The following is a 17,468-nucleotide window of genomic DNA, read 5'->3' on the forward strand; positions in this document are numbered from 1 at the left end:
TATTGTTATCATCTTGTAAGAATTGTCGAAAATATACAGATTTCGTCTCAGATTCCAGCTAACATGAACATCTATAATCTGAAGCATTGCCAAAGCCAACCAGATAGTAAGGGATGAATGAAAGCCGTCATTTTTAGCGTGGCATTGTTGTCACTCGTGAGTCTACCCACTTGGGCCAAGGTCGATTTTGAATTGGCAGGCGTCTCTGGTGACATCGAAAAAAACATACAAGCACATTTAGCGGCGATTAAAGAGTCGGAGTACAACACGTCCCTTCGCTTCCGTTCCCGTCTTACCTCAAGTATTGAGGATGCGTTAAACGCATTGGGGTACTATCAAGCTGAGATCGAATACCAGATCAGTGACGATAACAGTGAATTGACCGCCCAGATCCAGTTGGGCGAGCCTGTGTTGATCACAACGTTAGACATTGTACTCACGGGTGAAGCTGAAAATGACGAAGACTTCCAGACCCTGCTATCAGAGACAGATTTGAAAGTAGGCCAGCGCCTCAATCATCAAGACTATCAAAGCCTAAAATCGAGCTTGCAAAGTTTGGCGGTGCAAAAAGGCTATTTTGACGCTAAGTTTACGCAAAGTAAGTTGGCGGTATCAGTTAAGAAAAACCAAGCTTATATTCACTTGCACTATTCGTCAGGTATACGTTACCACTTTGGTCAAGTCAGTCTGAGCGGCAGTCAAATTGTCGATGAAAAAGTGTTTTCGTTGATGCCCTTCAAAGAGGGCGATCCTTATGACGTAAATCAGTTGGGTTTATTTAATCATAACTTGTCGAACACAAATTGGTTTTCGTCGATTTTTGTTGAGCCTAAACTGGATAATTTGGGCCAACAGCGCGACTTGCCAATTGATGTAAATTTAGCACCGCAAAGTCAGAATCAACTGGAAACGGGCTTGGGGTATTCCACTGACGTTGGCGTACGCGGCTCTTTGACCTGGAAAAAACCTTGGGTAACAGAAACCGGCCACAGTTTTAGTTCCAGTATTTCTTTATCTGATCCAGAGCAGGCGGTAACCGCCAGTTACAAAATCCCATTAGAGGATGTCTTACATCGTTACTACCGGATTGCCTATGGACTAAAGCACGTTGATTATGAAGACACCAAAAGTCTGGAATCGAATCTGGCTTTTGAACATCATTGGCATCCCGATCAAGGCTGGAATCGCACCTTATTCGTGCGTTACTTAGTTGAAGATTATGAGCAAGCTGATCAAGATGACATCGGTCACTTCGTGTTACCCGGCGTGACCTTTAGCCGCACTCGGACGAAAAGCGATGCCGGTCGTATGCCATTATGGGGTGATAAACAAAGTGTGACCCTTGAGTACGGTGACAGCGCGTTGTTCTCAGAAACCCGGGTGCTACGTCTGCAAGCTACCACCAAATGGATACGCAGTATTGGTCAAAACCACCGCGGTATTGTTCGTCTTGAAGGTGGGGCCAACTTAACCGATGAATTTACTAAGCTCTCGCCTTCGTTGCGCTTTTTCGCTGGTGGTGACAACAGTATCCGTGGTTATGATTACGAATCCATTTCCCCAACTGACGATGATGATGATTTGATCGGTGGTAAGTTTTTGGCGACCAGTACCTTAGAATATCAATACCGCCTGACGGGCAATTGGTGGCTGGCGACATTTTACGATTACGGTGATGCGTTCACGGATACACCCGATTGGAATCGAGGGGTCGGTACGGGTATTCGCTGGGCATCCCCCATTGGTCCTGTGCGTTTAGATTTTGCTTGGGGGCTTGATTCTGATCCCGGTGATCGTTTTAACATTCACTTTTCTTTAGGGCCGGATTTATGAGTATTAAACTGTGGAAATGGAGCAAGTGGTTTGCTCTCTCTATGGTGTTGCTATTGGTGATCACGGCGAGTTTGATCACGATACTATTGTTTAGTCAGCCCGGTCTGGGATTGATCGCTTGGGGGGCTCAACAGGCCTTGCCTAACTTAAAAATTGACAATATGCAGGGCAGCTTACTCGGCAAGCTAACCGTAAAGGGGGTATCTTATCAAGACTCCACGCTTTCCCTTGAGGCAAACGTTGATGAGCTGATTATCGATAATTCACTGTCTTGTTTGATGTCGAGCCAACTTTGTATTAACCAAGCTAAGCTAAGCGGTCTAGATTTAACTCTAGCAAGCACCGCGCAAGAAAGTGATGAGAGCAGTGAAAGCAATCAGCCGATGTCACGTATTACCACTCCCATACCGGTTCAAATTCAATCGCTGGTGTTAGACGATATCAACATTAAAGTCGACGGTCAAAAAGTGCAATGGCAACATTTTTCGACCTCGTTATCCATGCGCTCAGACCAACTCAATATCGGGGATACACAATGGAAAAAGGTTGACGTCACTCTTGCTAACACCCCAAAAAATGAGCAAGGTCAGAGCGGCGCTGCAACTCGTAATGCCTCAGCTCAATCCTCCGAGCCTATCTCACTGCCTGAGGTTAAGCTGCCTTTATCGCTGCGCCTCAAATCGTTTGATTTACAAGACTTTGTTTTACATCAGCAAACGCCGATTCAAGTTCAAAAGTTGGCCTTTGCTTTGGAGGCTCAAGGTCAACGCGTATCACTTAAGTCGCTTTCATTATTGATGCCTCAAGTGGCGATGACAGGTCAAGCCGAAGTGAGCTTAAAACAACAATACCCACTCAGTGCCCAATTCAATGCTCAAGCACGAGAAGCGCAGTACGCTCAGCAGGCTGTGGCGCTTTCGGCGAGTGGCAGTTTAGGAGAGTTGGCGCTCAATGCGCAGTTTGATGGTCCTGTAAAAGGCACGTTCAAGGGCGATGTGAAGCCTCTGGAAAGCGATCCCGCTTTTGAGGTGGCTCTGTCTGATGTTTCTGGTCAATGGCCACTGACGGACAAGGGGCAATATCAATGGTTACAAACCCAGTTAACGGCTAAGGGGCGAGTCAGTGATTTTCAATTTGATCTTGCCAGTGCGTTGACCGGTGAAGAAGTACCGGCGACCCAAGTGCAACTCAAAGGGCAAGGATCTCCCACTGCGGTGGATTTATCTCAACTCGTGGTTGAGACACTCGGTGGTCAACTGACGGGCCAAGCCAAAGCGGATTGGCAATCTGGGGTAGATTGGCAAGCGAGCTTAACGTTTAAGGATATTCAACCAGGGCGACAATGGCCACAAGCGGAAGGTAAAATTGGTGGTCAATTAGAAGGGAGTGGTAAGGTTAGTGAGCAGGGGCAGTGGCAAGTCGCATTAGAAAAACTCAACCTCGATGGTGTGTTACGTCAATATCCTTTAACGGTACGCGGTGATGCGAAAGCACAAGGGGATAATTCGGGGCTCACTAAGGTTGTGACTAAGTCATTGTCTTTGGCTCATGGGAAAAACCGTGTGACAGCGAGTGGTGAGCTCAATAAGCAATGGGCGATGGATCTCAACGTCAATTTACCAGATTTAAATCACTCCCTCGCCGATGCCAAAGGGCTGGTGAGTGGGGATATTAGGATCCGAGGTCAACAAAAGAACCCCAAAATTAGTCTTGGTCTCATTGCACAACATCTCGCTTGGCAAGATCAAGTGAGCCTCAACAAGTTGACCATTGACGGCAATGTCATGCCTTTGGCCAACGATCCTAGCTTTGACCTTAACCTAAGTGCCAATCAGGCCAATTACCAACAGCAAACCGTCGATAATGTTACGACTGTGCTCAATGGCACTTTGTCTCAACACCGACTGTCATTGGCCGTCAGTGCCCCACAAGCAAGTACTGAGCTCACTGTCGCGGGAGGAATAACGCTAAAGCCTGATGTGATGTGGCAAGGGCAACTTTCTTCTATGTGGGTTGAAAGTGAACAAGGGCGTTGGACACTTAATCAGGCCACTCGTTTGGCTCTAAACAGCGCAAAATCGTCGTTACAAATGGGGGCGCACTGCTGGTTACAAGATGGCTCAAGTGTCTGTCTAGATCAAGATATTAATATCAACCCTCAACAAGGCCAGGTGGCTTTGAGCATTAACGACTTTGATTTTGAACAGATTAAAAAGTTTGTACCCGAAGACCTTAGTCTTGATGGACAAGTACAGGCCAGTGCCCAAGCCAGTTGGCGCAACGGACAGGATCTCAGTGCCAATGTTCAATTGAGTTTACCTGAAGGGAAAGTGACTCGCGCGGCAGAGACAGAAGAACAGCAACCCCTTGTTGTGGCTTGGCAATCGGTGGTTGTGAATGGGCAGTTTGCTGATGATACGTTAGACGCCAACTGGCAACTCGACATTAAAGACAATGGTGAAATGCGAGGCCAGGCCAAGATAAATGGCTTCAACCAGCAGTCACCACAGATTGACGGTCAGCTGATTTTGTCACAGTTAAATTTGGATTTTTTAGCGCCGCTTCTGGATGAATACAACACACTTGGTGCGAATATTAATAGCCAATTGGCGTTTAAAGGCGATTGGTTACACCCGCAAGTTGAGGGTGATTTCAAGGTGTCAGATATTCAATTTCAAGGTGATTTGTCACCAGTTGATATCACTAAGGGTGACCTGGCACTGGTATTTAATGGTTACCAAGCTACCTTGACATCAAAGCTCACGACTTCTGATGGGGAGCTCACCCTTGAGGGGGATGGTGATTGGCAAGACTTGCAAAGCTGGCAAACGAACTTGCGTGTTTTCTCTGAGCAGTTAAATGTCAAATATGCGCCTATGGTAGATATTATTGCTCAGCCGGATCTCAAACTACAAGTGACGCCAAGCCTGGCAAGTATTACTGGTGAGATTAATTTACCGTCGGGTTTAATCAAGGTAGAGCAATTGCCACAAAGCGCGATCAGCGTCTCTGATGATCAAGTTATCGTAGACGATGACACTCAGAGTTTGGTTGAGCAAAGTCAATCACTGCCTTTTGCGGTTGAATCTAACGTGACCATTCGCATCGGTGAAAATTTAAAAGTAGAAGCGTTTGGCTTAGAGTCTAACCTAAAAGGTGATCTGAAAGTGTCACAAAAAGACAAAGGGCCACAAATTACCGGTGAGATAAACCTCATTGATGGTACCTACACGTCGTTTGGCCAAGACTTAGAGATCAGCGAAGGGAAAATTACTATGAATGGCCCCGTCGATCAGCCTTATGTCTCAATTACCGCGATAAGAAACCCTGATAATACAGAGGATGATGTCACCGCTGGTATTAAAGTGACGGGCTCGGCGAAAGACCCGACGATCACGATTTTCTCTGATCCGAGTATGGCACAGGCCAATGCGTTGTCGTATTTGTTGCGTGGGCAAAACTTAAACAGCGAATCAGACAGTAATGCCATGACGACGACCTTAATTGGTTTGAGTTTAGCCCAAAGCGGTAAGGTGGTCAGTAATATAGGTGAGGCTTTTGGTGTACAAGATTTGAAACTCGACACTTCAGGGTCAGGGGATGACTCGCAAGTGACGGTCAGTGGTTACGTGTTACCGGGTCTAAAAGTGCAATATGGGGTGGGTATTTTTAGTGCCTTAGGTGAGTTTTCGGTGCGTTATCGCTTAGTGCGCGACTTGTATATCGAAGCGACATCCGGAGTTGATAGTGCGGTGGATTTACTGTATCAATTTGAGTTTGATTAACTCAGTATCATCAGGTGAGGGAAGGGTATGACACAGCTTGTTTTTGTATATGGTACTTTACGCCAAGGTGAGTGCAATCATCATCTGTTGGAAAACAGTGACTTTCTCGGTCATTACCAATCGCAGAAAGATTACCATCTATTCGATGTCGGTCCTTATCCCGCTTTAATTGATGGTAAGCAATCGGTCTATGGCGAGGTGTATCGCATTGATGAAGCGACGCTGGCGCAATTAGACATACTTGAAGACGTACCGATTGAATACCGCCGCGAGCAAATAAATACCCCATATGGTCAAGCGTGGATTTATCTTTATCAAGATGAAGATGCGCTCGACAACCCGATTCAAAGTGGCGATTGGTGCCAACGAGTATAGTTTTCGCAATGAGGGACAAAAAAAGACTCGCCTTGGGCGAGTCTTTTTGATTGAGAGCCTCTAATCTTAGCGAGGTTTATTTGTTTTGTGCGCGCTCGTAAGAAGATACGATTTCAGCTTTGGCTGCTTCAACATCTGCCCAACCGTCAACTTTGACCCACTTACCAGATTCAAGCTCTTTGTAACGCTCGAAGAAGTGTGTGATTTGCGCTTTTAATAGCTCAGGAAGATCGTTCACATCTTGGATGTGATCGTATTCTTTAGAAATTTTGCTATGAGGTACAGCAACCACTTTTGCATCTTCGCCAGATTCATCCGTCATTTTCAGAACGCCAACAGGGCGACAGCGGATCACAGAACCAGGAATCAATGGGTAAGGTGTTGGTACGAGTACATCAACAGGGTCACCGTCAAGTGATAAGGTGTCGTTTACGTAGCCGTAGTTACATGGGTAGAACATAGGAGCAGACATAAAACGGTCAACGAAGACTGCACCTGAATCTTTATCTACTTCGTATTTGATCGGATCAGCATTCGCTGGGATTTCAATTACAACATAGATATCATCAGGTAGCGACTTACCTGCTGGTACGTTATTTAAGCTCATCTTAAATTTCCTTTAGATATGAGGATACAATTACAACCGCTAACTTTAGCGGTAAACACTAGGATATGTAAATAACGATAGGTCGATTTCCGGTAAAAGAAGTCAAACTTAGGTAATAATCTCTATCATCGCCACAAAATAGGCCGCCAAGTACGAAATTTTCCCTATCCCTTGTGAGAGAGCATCACCCACAATACCGTATCAAAGGCAGTGATCCCGATGGGAGACAAGGCAACACATCAGTGAAAAAATGTGGTCAACCTAAGCAGATTGACCACGGCAGTGTATTCACACGGTACAAATAAGACATGGGGTTATTCAGGGAAGTCGGTCAAGAACTGCTCGACTTTATCGACCATTTTCGTCGTGCCAACAAAGAAGGGGACGCGCTGGTGTAATTCGGTTGGCACAATGTCGAGAATGCGTTGCTCACCATCAGACGCTTTACCGCCCGCTTGCTCCATCAAAAAGGCCATAGGATTGCATTCGTACAGTAGGCGCAGTTTACCTTGTGGGTGACTTAAAGTACTTGGGTAAAGATAAATACCGCCTTTAAGTAAGTTTCGATGAAAATCAGATACTAAAGAACCAATATAGCGTGAAGTGTAAGGGCGACCGTCTTCAGGGACATTTTCTTGGCAGTATTTTATGTATTTTTTTACCCCGAGCGGGAAGCGAATGTAGTTGCCTTCGTTAATTGAATAAATATTGCCTTGGTCTGGGATCATCATATTTTCATGCGATAAGCAAAAAGTGCCAATCGAAGGGTCATAGGTAAAACCATTCACACCGTTACCTGTGGTGTAAACTAACATGGTGGAAGAGCCGTAAACCACATACCCGGCGGCGACTTGTTTGTGCCCTGGTTGCAGGAAGTCCTCTTGCGTTGGAGGGCTGCCAATCGGCGAGACGCGGCGGTAGATAGAGAAAATAGTGCCAACAGACACATTGACGTCGATGTTGCTTGAACCATCTAGTGGATCCATCAGTACGACGTACTTGGCATTTTTATTCAGGTCTTTTCGAAAGGCAACGGCTTCGTCTTCTTCTTCGCTGGCGACGCCACACACTTGATCGCGCGCTTCTAATGCCGATTTAAACTTTTCATTGGCGTAAACATCGAGCTTTTGCTGTGCTTCGCCTTGTACATTGTCCGTGCCCACTGCACCGGTAATATCGACTAATCCAGCTTTGTTGATCTCGCGGTTAACGATTTTAGCGGCTAGGCGAATAGAAGAAAGCAATGACGATAAATCGCCGCTGGCATGGGGAAAGTCCGCTTGTTTTTCGACAATAAACTCGCCGAGGGTACGGTTATCTGACATACAGTTTCCTTACTAGAATTGAAATTATGGGGTCATATCAAGGTTTCGATAACATTACATTTAGTTTAAATTGAATAACTTTTTACGCGTACTGAACTAATTGCGCGACTTCACAAATCATTGAATCTATTTGCAATAAATTTTCATCGCTATACAGTGTGGATGACATGGGCAAAAAAGCGATAATAGACACTGTTTCGCATAGGCAAGGGCACTCAATCCTTTGTGGTATGTCTCACCTGACACTTGAGTTTTCGACCTGAGTAAAGCAACGAAAAAAGGAACATTATGCACATTCATATTCTCGGTATTTGCGGTACCTTTATGGGCGGTATTGCTGTGTTAGCTCGCGAACTCGGTCATAAAGTTACCGGATCTGATGCCAATGTTTATCCGCCGATGAGCACGATGCTTGAATCCCAAGGCATTGAAATAATTCAGGGATTTGATGATTCACAACTCAAACCACATCCCGACCTTGTCATCATTGGCAATGCCATGAGCCGTGGGAACCCGTGTGTTGAATACGTACTTAACCACAACCTGCGTTATACCTCTGGGCCGCAATGGCTACAAGAGGGATTATTGTTCGATCGCTGGGTCTTAGCTGTGGCCGGTACCCATGGAAAAACCACCACATCCAGCATGCTTACTTGGATTTTAGAACACAATGGTTACCAACCTGGCTTTTTGGTCGGCGGCGTGTTAGGTAACTTCGGTATTTCGGCGCGTTTGGGGAATAGTCCGTTTTTTGTCGTTGAAGCGGACGAATATGACAGTGCTTTTTTCGATAAGCGTTCTAAGTTTGTTCACTATCGTCCTCGCAGTGTGATTTTAAACAACCTTGAGTTCGATCATGCCGACATCTTCGAGGATTTAGCGGCGATTCAGAAGCAATTTCATCATTTAGTCAGAACGGTCCCAGGTCAGGGAAAAGTGTTTTTGCCCGCCGATGAGCCGGCGTTAAAGCAAGTTTTAGATCGCGGTTGCTGGAGTGAGTGTGAATATCTGCACGCCGACAACGGTTGGTCAGCGCGAAAGTTGTCGCCGGATGGCAGTCATTTTGAGGTGTATTTCCAACAACAGAACGTCGGCGAGGTAAAATGGTCATTAATTGGCGATCACAACGTCAACAATGCCTTGATGGCGATTGCGGCGGCTCGCCATGTCGGTGTCGTCGCTGAGCACAGTTGTGAAGCTTTAGGGCTGTTTGTCAATACCCAACGACGTATGGAGCTCAAAGGCGAGGTCGAAGGAGTGAAGGTCTATGACGATTTCGCTCACCACCCAACCGCGATTGATCTCACCATTGCCGGTTTGCGTAACCATATACAGCCTATCTTAAAGCAGGGCGAACCGTCGCGCCTGGTGGCGGTACTTGAAGCGCGCTCAGCAACCATGAAGCAAGGCGTACATAAAGACAGCTTAGCGCAATCATTGGCCAGTGCTGATGTGATTTATCTGTATCAAGATCCGGATCTGCCTTGGTCGCTCGAGGAAGTGGCCGCTCAATGTAAGCAGCCTGTTCACGTGCTCAATAACATAGAACAATTGAGCCAGCAACTGGTGTCGGACAGTCTGGAGGGGGATCATCTTTTGATCATGAGTAACGGCGGTTTTGGTGGTTTACATCAAAAAGTGATCGACGGTTTACGCCGCCAAGCTTTACGCGCTGCGGTGCGTTAGGCCCGTCTTTTACAACGACAAAAACAACAGTCAGTGAAGTGGAAAAATACAATGCCAACAGCCGTTCAACCTAGCTATCAACGTACACAAAAAGCCATTACTCTCGCCTGGACGGGGGCATCGGGTGCGCCTTATGGTCTGCGCCTTTTGGAGTGTTTGTTAGCGGCAGATTATCAAGTGTATTTGCTGATCTCATCTGCGGCTCGTGTGGTACTTGCCACCGAGGAAGGGCTCCAATTACCGAGCGGGCCTCAGGCGGCACACGCGTTCTTAGTCGAGCGCTTTCAATGTGATGCCGAGCAGTTAATCGTCTGTGGTAAAGAAGATTGGTTTTCACCGGTTGCCTCGGGTTCGGCGGCGCCAAAGCAAATGGTGGTTTGCCCATGCTCCGCTGGTAGTGTGGCGGCGATTGCCCATGGTATGTCTGACAATTTGATTGAGCGTGCTGCGGATGTGGTACTCAAAGAGCGCGGTCAGTTAATGTTGGTGGTGCGAGAAACGCCATTCTCGACGCTGCACCTTGAAAATATGCACAAACTTTCCGCCATGGGGGTGACCATCATGCCCGCAGCCCCTGGCTTTTATCATCAACCACAAAGCATTGAAGACCTGGTCGACTTCATGGTAGCTCGAGTGTTGGATCACCTTGGCATCGATCAAGGGCTAGTTCCGCGCTGGGGCTATAATCCTCGACAACGACCGCATACCTAAGGGTGAATCGACTCCGGGGCTCATCGCGTTTATCAGCGGGCTTAACGTGGCTCGAATCACTAAAATTTGTTGTGACAGTAGCCAATTGTTTTTTGGCTCAGTACAATGTCTCAAACTCAACGGGGAGCCTAACTGTCTGACAGTGGCTGAGATCGGTTAAGCCGGGACCCGCATCGTCATCGCGAGTGATGATACCACCTGAACCAGATAATGCTGGCGTAGGAATTGAGATGAGAACCCCCTCTCCCCCTCAAGTCTCCTGTGCCGCTCAAACACGGAGAGCGAGCAAGTGATAGCACCGATTAAATCTTCCTTTACCACCACGATGGTGGCGATAAGCGCTTTAGTAAGTAGTCACGCTTGGGCTGAGAAGCCAGTGCTTCAAGTCTATACCTACGACTCTTTTGCCTCAGATTGGGGCCCAGGGCCGAAAGTGAAAACGGGTTTTGAACAACAGTGTGGCTGTGAAGTGCAATTTGTCAGCTTAGACGACGGCGTATCCATTCTCAATCGCTTGCGTTTAGAGGGAAAAAACAGCCAAGCCGATATCGCGCTTGGTTTGGATAACAACTTGATCAATGAAGCTCAAAAAACCGGCTTATTTGCCGACTACCAATTGGACTCGGCGAAACTGACGCTGCCGAATGGTTGGCAAAACACCACGTTCTTACCCTATGACTATGGCTACTTTTCCTTCGTATACAACAAGGAAAAACTGAGTAACCCCCCGAGCTCTTTTGCACAATTGGTCGAGCGCCAAGACCTGCGTATTATTTATCAAGATCCGCGCACTTCAACGCCAGGGCAAGGCTTGATGCTGTGGGTGAAAGCGTTATACGGCGATAAGGCTTCATCGGTGTGGAAGGCGTTGGCCAAGCAGACCGTAACGGTCACCAAGGGCTGGTCAGAAGCTTATTCATTATTCCTAAAAGGGGAGTCCGATATGGTTTTGTCGTACACGACTTCCCCGGCTTATCACTTAATTGCTGAAGGCGATGATCAGTACGCGGCGACGTCCTTTAGCGAAGGGGAATACGTGCAGGTTGAAGTCGCCGCCGCGTTGAAGAACGCTCCTCATCCTGAGTTGGCTCAAGCCTTTTTAAACTACTTAGTGAGCGATGACGTGCAGAGTATTATTCCTACCACCAACTGGATGTATCCCGTCACGGACGTTGCGTTACCGGAAGGTTATCGCGGTCTTGCTAAGCCGACCAAAGTCTTGAGTTTACCGGCAGAAGAGGTGGCGACTCATCGTCGAGATTGGATTCGCGAGTGGCAACAAGCCTTGACCCACTAAGAGAACGATGATTTTGTTTGTTGTTATGTTAGAGGTACTCGGGTTATGAACACTCGCGTGCCAAAAATGGGGCTGGTGATTGCCAGCCTCATTGTTGTTTTAGTGGTCAGTGCATTAAGCGCCTTACTGATGCAAAGTGCTCATTTACCTATTGAACAGCTGTGGCAAGACCCATACCTTCGTCATGTAACTTGGTTTAGTTTTTTGCAAGCCAGTTTGTCGACTGTTTTGAGTGTGGGCTTGGCGATCCCCGTGGCTCATGCTTTATCGCGTAGCCAATTTCGCGGCCGTCATGTCGTCCTGAAGATTTTCTCATCGACCTTGGTGCTACCGGTTCTCGTTGGGGTGTTTGGCCTGTTGACTATTTACGGCAATCGCGGCTATTTGGCGTCATTGCTGACAACCTTGGGTGTGGAACATTCCTTTTCTATTTACGGTCTCGGCGGCATTCTACTCGCGCATGTTTTTTTTAATTTGCCTTACGCCGCGCGTTTACTGCTGCAGAGCTTAGAGAGCATTCCGTACGAACAGCACTTATTGGCGGCGCACTTAGGTATGAACAGTGTTGAGAAATTTCGCACGGTAGAATGGCCTTGGTTACGCCAGCAAGTGCCTGCGATTGCCGGGTTGGTGTTTATGCTGTGTTTCACCAGTTTTGCGACTGTCATGGCATTAGGGGGCGGCCCAAAGTCCACAACGATTGAATTGGCTATTTATCAGGCGATTAAGTTTGATTTTGATTTGGCAACGGGGGCGATATTGGCCATTTGGCAAATGCTCTTGTGTGGCACTATGGCGATCGTATTGCAAAAAGGACAAAATGCGCTGCCATCGAATCAAGGCGCGACACCGGTAGAGCCAGTGACACAATTTCAATCCTCGCGAGCACAGCATTGGAATCGCGTTTGGATTGCTGTTGCGATTGCTTTTGTTATTCCGCCTTTGCTCAGTGTTATTCACAGTGGCCTTAATTCACAGTGGTTTGATGTGGTTAGTGATAGCCGTTACTGGCAGGCGATGTTGAACTCGTTTAAAGTGGCCAGCTTGGCCAGTGTATTGGCGGTGTGCGGCGCGGTCTTTACTCAGGCCACCAGTCGTTATTGGCGCTTGCGTGATCATCGCAAAGCCGCGGATCACTTAGATCTCATTGCGACCATTATTTTAGTAACCCCGGGTTTGGTATTGAGTACCGGGCTGTTTTTGTTGTTGCGCTACTGGGCCAACGCTTTTGATTATGCCTTTGAAGTTGTGGTGCTGATCAATGGGTTAATGGCCTTGCCGTACACGGTGAAAAGCCTAGCGCAACCGATGTTTAAGTTAGAGCAAGACTATCAATATCTGTGTCAAACCTTAGGATTAACGGGGTGGCAGCGTTGGTGTGTCGTGGAGTGGCGAGCGTTACGTGCCCCATTAGCCCACGCTTTGGCGATCAGTTTTATGTTTTCACTGGGGGATTTAAGCGTGGTCGCCCTTTTTGGCAGTGCTGATTTTGCCACTTTGCCTTTCTACCTTTATCAATTGTTGGGCAGTTATCAAACCTCGGCGGCGGCAGTCGTGGCTTTGACTTTATTAGTGTTGAGTTTGCTGTGCTTTACCTTGAGTGAGCAGCTGTTAAAAAAGCGCACTGTTCAAGCACCACGGTCAACGAAAAAAGCGCGTTTCACGAACGGTAAGACCGCAAAGCGAAACGAGACAACCGTGTTACATTCTAAAACCAAGTCAAGAGGTAAGGACCAGCTACAATGACGCACCAGGAGACCCCGTTATTTTCTTTACAACAAGTGATTTATGACTATCAAAACGAACGCTTTGCTTTTGATCTTAACTTATATCAAGGACAAATACTCGCCTTGATGGGGCCAAGTGGTGCCGGTAAATCGACCTTGTTGGCGCTTGCGGCAGGCTTTATCTCACCGCTCTCTGGCCAGGTGCGTATCGACGGGCAAGACATGACAAGGTGCTTACCTCATCAGCGCCCTTTGGCATTTTTGTTTCAAGAGCATAACCTCTTTCACCATTTAAGCGTGGCCGACAATATTGCTTTGGGGATTCACCCAGGCCTAAAACTGTCGGTGAGTGAGAAACAGGCCGTACACGAGGCGGCAAAGCAGGTTGGATTGGGTGAGCGCTTAACTCGTTTGCCTGAACAGCTCTCCGGCGGACAGAAACAACGGGTGGCTCTGGCGCGTTGTTTTGTGCAAAACAAAAAGATTTGGCTACTCGATGAGCCATTTTCAGCCCTAGATCCTCAGTTGCGTATTGAAATGTTAGAGCTGGTGTCGAGGTTAGCCAAAGAGCGAGGAGTCAGTGTTGTGATGGTCACTCATCACTTAACCGATGCCCGTGCCATTGCCTCTCACGTGGCTTATATGTCACAGGGTCAAGTCAAGGTTATCGAGCCGGTAGAGCATTTTAATCAGCAGCACTCAGATGAGGCCATTCGACGCTTTGTGCAAGCGGGTGAGTAAAGTTGCGGTGAGCGCTCAGGGCTGGAAAACGGAACTCATTCACCAGCTCGTATCAGTCATCCATTTGTATAAGTAAGCAAGATAAGTAACCACGATAAGTAACCAAGGCGCAAGACGCGCCTGGTTGTTTACTCTTGTTCACTGGCCTCTTGCAGTGCTTTTAACATTTGAAATATTTCCCGATACGCTTTTGCGGGTTTGCCTGCCGATTGCTCTTTTTTCGCTTGACGAGCAAGCTGGCGCAGGCGCTGACGGTCAGCATCGGGGTACAGTTCTAACACATCGCTAATGGCTTCATCACCGTCGCTGACCACGCGATCACGCAGTTGCTCAAGTTTGTGTAACACCGCAGTAACCTGAGAGTGCTTGTTGCGCACTTTGTCGAGTGCTGCCTGAATCGGTTCGGGGTCTTCATGGCGCATCATCTTGCCAATGTATTGTAACTGACGTCGACGAGCTTCGTTTTTAAAGCGCTGTGCATCGGCAATCGCATCGCGCATGTCATCGCTCAAAGGAAACTTAGCTAAGACACTGGGTTTTAAATCGACCAGTTCTTCACCCAACTTTTGCAACTCTTCCATGTCGCGTTTCATTTCGGATTTACTGACCCAAATGATCTCTTCTTCCGGTTCCCAAGGCGCTTTTTGATTTTTGCGTGCCATTGTTTTTTGCCTATTCGTTATTGCTTAACATTAAGTGACCTTATTTTAGCAAGAATCTTGGGGAGAAAGCGAAATTCTTGTTATCCTATAGGAAAGACACAGACAGGTTCGATTGGTTATGGATATAAAACAGCAAGTTGCAACACAAGGTGCCGAGCTAGAAACAGCCGTCGCCAAAGCTTTAGAGATGGCGGCTCGTCAAGCCGATGCGGCAGAGGTCGCGATCAGCAAATCCACGGGGCTTTCTGTCTCTACTCGCCAATGCGATGTAGAGAATGTCGAATTTAACAGTGATGGTGCGCTCGGTATCACCGTCTATCGCGGACAGCGCAAGGGCAGTGCCTCTACCACAGATTTGAGTGCCGCCGCGATAGAGCGAACCGTTAAAGCGGCTTTGGACATTGCGCAATTCACCTCAGAAGATCCGTTCGCCGGTCCGGCTCCTAAAGAGCTCATGGTGAAAACGATTCCTGACCTTGATTTGTTTCACCCTGAACCACTTGACCCCGATACCGCAGCCGAACGTGCGATTGCAGCAGAGCGTGCCGCGTTAGAGTACAGCGATCGTATTAAACAGAGCGATGGTGCCAGTCACGATTCCTATTACGGCATTAAGGTGTATGGCAATAGTCACGGTTTACTGGCCAGCTATGCCTCTAGTCGTCACAGTACCAGTTGCAGCGTAATTGGTCTGGGTAAAAACGGGGAAATGGAGCGCGATTACAGCTACACGCTCGGACGACATATGGATTCATTGTGGACTCCTGAGCAAGTGGGGCAAGAAGCGGCTCGCAATACCGTAGCGCGTTTAGATCCGCAACGCATTCCCACAGGCCGTTATCCTGTGATGTTTGCCGCTGATATTGCCACTGGGCTGTTTGGTCATCTGGTTATGGGCATTAGTGGCAGTAACTTATATCGCCAATCGACGTTTTTGCTCGATCAATTAGGCGAACAAATCTTCCCTAGCTGGTTGCAAATTCACGAGCGACCACACCTTAAGCGTGGCCTTGCCTCGTCACCTTTTGATAGCGAAGGTGTCGCGACTCAAGATCGCGATATTATCGTCGACGGTAAGCTCAACAGCTATTTGATCACCAGTTACGCCGGGCGAAAGCTCAACATGACGCCTACCGGACACGCAGGCGGTATTCACAATTGGTTTGTCGGCCACAATGGCAATAACTTTGAGCAAATGCTGAAAACGTTAGGCACAGGCCTATTGGTCACGGAAGTCATGGGGCAAGGCGTGAATATTGTTACTGGTGATTACTCTCGTGGCGCGGCGGGTTTTTGGGTCGAAAACGGTGAGATCCAATACCCAGTATCGGAAATCACGATTGCGGGTAACCTCAAAGAGATGTTTTCATCGATTGTGGCTGTGGGCGCAGACGTTGAGACGCGCTCACAAATTCAAACCGGTTCTGTCTTAATAGAATCAATGAAGATCGCGGGACAATAACCCCTCGCCTCTGCAATGCAGTGATGGCGTGCTTGTATTGCAACAAAGCTATCTCACCGAGGTATCAAGAAAGGTGAAATCTAAGCCATCAAACCCTTGTTTTAATATTCAAGGGTTTGACTGGTCGCAACGCTACCTACGAAGGGCGCTCCATTGACGATAAACGCCAGGTGCTCGATACAGGAGTAGGGCAAACAATATCAAACCACAACCGATTTGATTGGCCATTGATAAATGCTCAGCGTAAACCCACACACTCAACGCCAACGTCCAAACTGGCTCTAAGATCATGATAAAAGCGGCACTGGCAGTGGCAACGTGCTTTTGTCCCGTCGTTTGCAGCAAATAACGCAAACTGGTGGCAATCAAGGTACTGACCATAAACCAGGCCCAAATTTGTGGACTCAAATGTGGCGGTAGCGTTTCAAATACCCAACTGGCCACACCGGCTAGTAGGCCCGTCATCATCAATTGAATGGTCGTCAGTAATAATGGCGGGACTACTCGGGCGCAAAAGCTATTGGCGTTAAAATGCAGCGCTAATAAAATGGCCGCGCACGCGAACCAAAATTGCCCTGCGGACAATTGCCACGGTTCGTTAGGGACATACGCAAGCAGTAATAACCCCGTGATAGCAAAGGGCAGTGAGGCCCAAAACCACTTCACTGGCGGCGTTTTAAAAATTAACCAAGCCACGATCGGCACCATCAGCATGGATAAGCTCATGATAAATGCACCTTGCCCTAGAGCAGTACTGATGGCGATGGCATGAATCCAACACAGTAACGCCGAGCCAAGTAAGAGTCCAACCCCTGCCGAGCGAATGACATCGCCTAGTGAGGTTTGCTGCCAAGCTTGACGACAAAAGGGCATGAGTAATATTGCCGCGAGAATAAAGCGACTGCTGATAAAGGCAAAGGGGGGCAGTTCTCGAACGGTCTCTTTGGAAAAAATCCAGCCAAGGGCGGCGATAAGTGAAGTTAAAAGTAATAAATGAATAGAATATTTAGCCGTTTTCATAACAAATTGTGGTTTGATGGTTGAATAGGTATGCAGCACGTCGGGCTACAATAGACAGGGGATGTGATACGCAAGTTGGGGTTGACACGATTGGCCACCGATCTGAAGACGAAGGCTTCTTACCGCAATCCAGGACTTGGCAAACTCGATCAAAATGGCCTATGACTGTTGCCATTCGATGAGTGTACTTAGGCTTGGAAGCAATGAGAAAAAGGAAACAACGGGTAAGTGAAGGGC

The 17,468-nt window shown here is 47.6% G+C and carries 13 protein-coding genes and 1 riboswitch; of the genes, 9 read left to right on the forward strand and 4 right to left on the reverse strand.

The window, feature by feature from the left end:
- Positions 1-117: 117 nt before the first annotated feature.
- From AB0763_RS01420 to AB0763_RS01430, 3 genes are read left to right on the forward strand one after another with little or no spacing between them, the layout of a single operon-like run.
- Positions 118-1,833: an autotransporter assembly complex family protein gene (locus tag AB0763_RS01420; RefSeq protein ID WP_306102193.1), complete on the forward strand. Its 1,716-nt coding sequence runs from the start codon at positions 118-120 to the stop codon at positions 1,831-1,833.
- Complete coding sequence (locus AB0763_RS01425) at positions 1,830-5,618, forward strand: translocation/assembly module TamB domain-containing protein (RefSeq protein WP_306102192.1); 3,789 nt, start codon at positions 1,830-1,832, stop codon at positions 5,616-5,618. The genes AB0763_RS01420 and AB0763_RS01425 overlap by 4 nt, the downstream gene beginning before the upstream one ends.
- Positions 5,619-5,645: 27 nt before the next feature.
- Entirely contained in the window at positions 5,646-5,993 is a 348-nt protein-coding gene (locus AB0763_RS01430) for a gamma-glutamylcyclotransferase (RefSeq protein ID WP_306102191.1), read from the forward strand.
- A gap of 76 nt (positions 5,994-6,069) precedes the next feature.
- Here AB0763_RS01430 and ppa read toward each other — a convergent pair whose 3' ends face one another.
- Positions 6,070-6,600, reverse strand: a complete 531-nt coding sequence (gene ppa / locus AB0763_RS01435; RefSeq protein ID WP_306102190.1) for an inorganic diphosphatase — start codon at positions 6,598-6,600, stop codon at positions 6,070-6,072.
- 314 nt (positions 6,601-6,914) lie between these two features.
- The gene (gene fbp, locus AB0763_RS01440) at positions 6,915-7,925 is read right to left on the reverse strand and encodes a class 1 fructose-bisphosphatase (RefSeq protein ID WP_306102189.1); all 1,011 of its coding nucleotides are present in this window, start codon (positions 7,923-7,925) and stop codon (positions 6,915-6,917) included.
- Between the two features lie 288 nt (positions 7,926-8,213).
- Between fbp and mpl the strand changes: the two genes are divergently transcribed.
- From mpl to thiQ, 5 genes are all read left to right on the forward strand, one after another.
- On the forward strand, positions 8,214-9,611 hold the full coding sequence (gene mpl, locus AB0763_RS01445; protein ID WP_306102188.1) for a UDP-N-acetylmuramate:L-alanyl-gamma-D-glutamyl-meso-diaminopimelate ligase: 1,398 nt from the start codon (positions 8,214-8,216) through the stop codon (positions 9,609-9,611).
- Between the two features lie 51 nt (positions 9,612-9,662).
- The gene (locus AB0763_RS01450; RefSeq protein ID WP_306102187.1) at positions 9,663-10,322 is read left to right on the forward strand and encodes a flavin prenyltransferase UbiX; all 660 of its coding nucleotides are present in this window, start codon (positions 9,663-9,665) and stop codon (positions 10,320-10,322) included.
- A 110-nt stretch (positions 10,323-10,432) separates the two neighbouring features.
- Positions 10,433-10,564, forward strand: a riboswitch (TPP riboswitch).
- Between the two features lie 83 nt (positions 10,565-10,647).
- Positions 10,648-11,619, forward strand: coding sequence for a thiamine ABC transporter substrate binding subunit (gene thiB, locus AB0763_RS01455; protein WP_306102233.1), 972 nt, complete (start codon positions 10,648-10,650; stop codon positions 11,617-11,619).
- A 45-nt stretch (positions 11,620-11,664) separates the two neighbouring features.
- Positions 11,665-13,365, forward strand: coding sequence for a thiamine/thiamine pyrophosphate ABC transporter permease (gene thiP, locus AB0763_RS01460; protein WP_306102186.1), 1,701 nt, complete (start codon positions 11,665-11,667; stop codon positions 13,363-13,365).
- A complete protein-coding gene (gene thiQ / locus AB0763_RS01465; protein ID WP_306102185.1) occupies positions 13,362-14,087 on the forward strand; it encodes a thiamine ABC transporter ATP-binding protein in 726 nt (241 codons plus the stop codon). Before thiP ends, thiQ begins: the two co-directional genes overlap by 4 nt.
- A gap of 128 nt (positions 14,088-14,215) precedes the next feature.
- Here thiQ and yjgA read toward each other — a convergent pair whose 3' ends face one another.
- Complete coding sequence (gene yjgA, locus AB0763_RS01470; RefSeq protein ID WP_306102184.1) at positions 14,216-14,749, reverse strand: ribosome biogenesis factor YjgA; 534 nt, start codon at positions 14,747-14,749, stop codon at positions 14,216-14,218.
- Positions 14,750-14,867: 118 nt separating this feature from the next.
- Between yjgA and pmbA the strand changes: the two genes are divergently transcribed.
- On the forward strand, positions 14,868-16,211 hold the full coding sequence (pmbA, locus tag AB0763_RS01475) for a metalloprotease PmbA (protein ID WP_306102183.1): 1,344 nt from the start codon (positions 14,868-14,870) through the stop codon (positions 16,209-16,211).
- Between the two features lie 132 nt (positions 16,212-16,343).
- On the opposite strand, the gene AB0763_RS01480 is transcribed toward pmbA, so the two are convergent.
- Positions 16,344-17,231, reverse strand: coding sequence for a DMT family transporter (locus AB0763_RS01480; protein WP_306102182.1), 888 nt, complete (start codon positions 17,229-17,231; stop codon positions 16,344-16,346).
- Positions 17,232-17,468: the final 237 nt, after the last annotated feature.

It is taken from the genome of Vibrio sp. HB236076, from assembly GCF_040957575.1.
GTDB lineage: Bacteria > Pseudomonadota > Gammaproteobacteria > Enterobacterales > Vibrionaceae > Vibrio.

Bases quoted from the DNA above. Each gene is read 5' to 3' on its own strand.
- AB0763_RS01420 (WP_306102193.1), top strand. From the start codon at position 118: ATGAAAGCCGTCATTTTTAGCGTGGCATTGTTGTCACTCGTGAGTCTA.
- AB0763_RS01425 (WP_306102192.1), top strand. From the start codon at position 1,830: ATGAGTATTAAACTGTGGAAATGGAGCAAGTGGTTTGCTCTCTCTATG.
- AB0763_RS01430 (WP_306102191.1), top strand. From the start codon at position 5,646: ATGACACAGCTTGTTTTTGTATATGGTACTTTACGCCAAGGTGAGTGC.
- ppa (WP_306102190.1), bottom strand. From the start codon at position 6,600: ATGAGCTTAAATAACGTACCAGCAGGTAAGTCGCTACCTGATGATATC.
- fbp (WP_306102189.1), bottom strand. From the start codon at position 7,925: ATGTCAGATAACCGTACCCTCGGCGAGTTTATTGTCGAAAAACAAGCG.
- mpl (WP_306102188.1), top strand. From the start codon at position 8,214: ATGCACATTCATATTCTCGGTATTTGCGGTACCTTTATGGGCGGTATT.
- AB0763_RS01450 (WP_306102187.1), top strand. From the start codon at position 9,663: ATGCCAACAGCCGTTCAACCTAGCTATCAACGTACACAAAAAGCCATT.
- thiB (WP_306102233.1), top strand. From the start codon at position 10,648: ATGGTGGCGATAAGCGCTTTAGTAAGTAGTCACGCTTGGGCTGAGAAG.
- thiP (WP_306102186.1), top strand. From the start codon at position 11,665: ATGAACACTCGCGTGCCAAAAATGGGGCTGGTGATTGCCAGCCTCATT.
- thiQ (WP_306102185.1), top strand. From the start codon at position 13,362: ATGACGCACCAGGAGACCCCGTTATTTTCTTTACAACAAGTGATTTAT.
- yjgA (WP_306102184.1), bottom strand. From the start codon at position 14,749: ATGGCACGCAAAAATCAAAAAGCGCCTTGGGAACCGGAAGAAGAGATC.
- pmbA (WP_306102183.1), top strand. From the start codon at position 14,868: ATGGATATAAAACAGCAAGTTGCAACACAAGGTGCCGAGCTAGAAACA.
- AB0763_RS01480 (WP_306102182.1), bottom strand. From the start codon at position 17,231: ATGAAAACGGCTAAATATTCTATTCATTTATTACTTTTAACTTCACTT.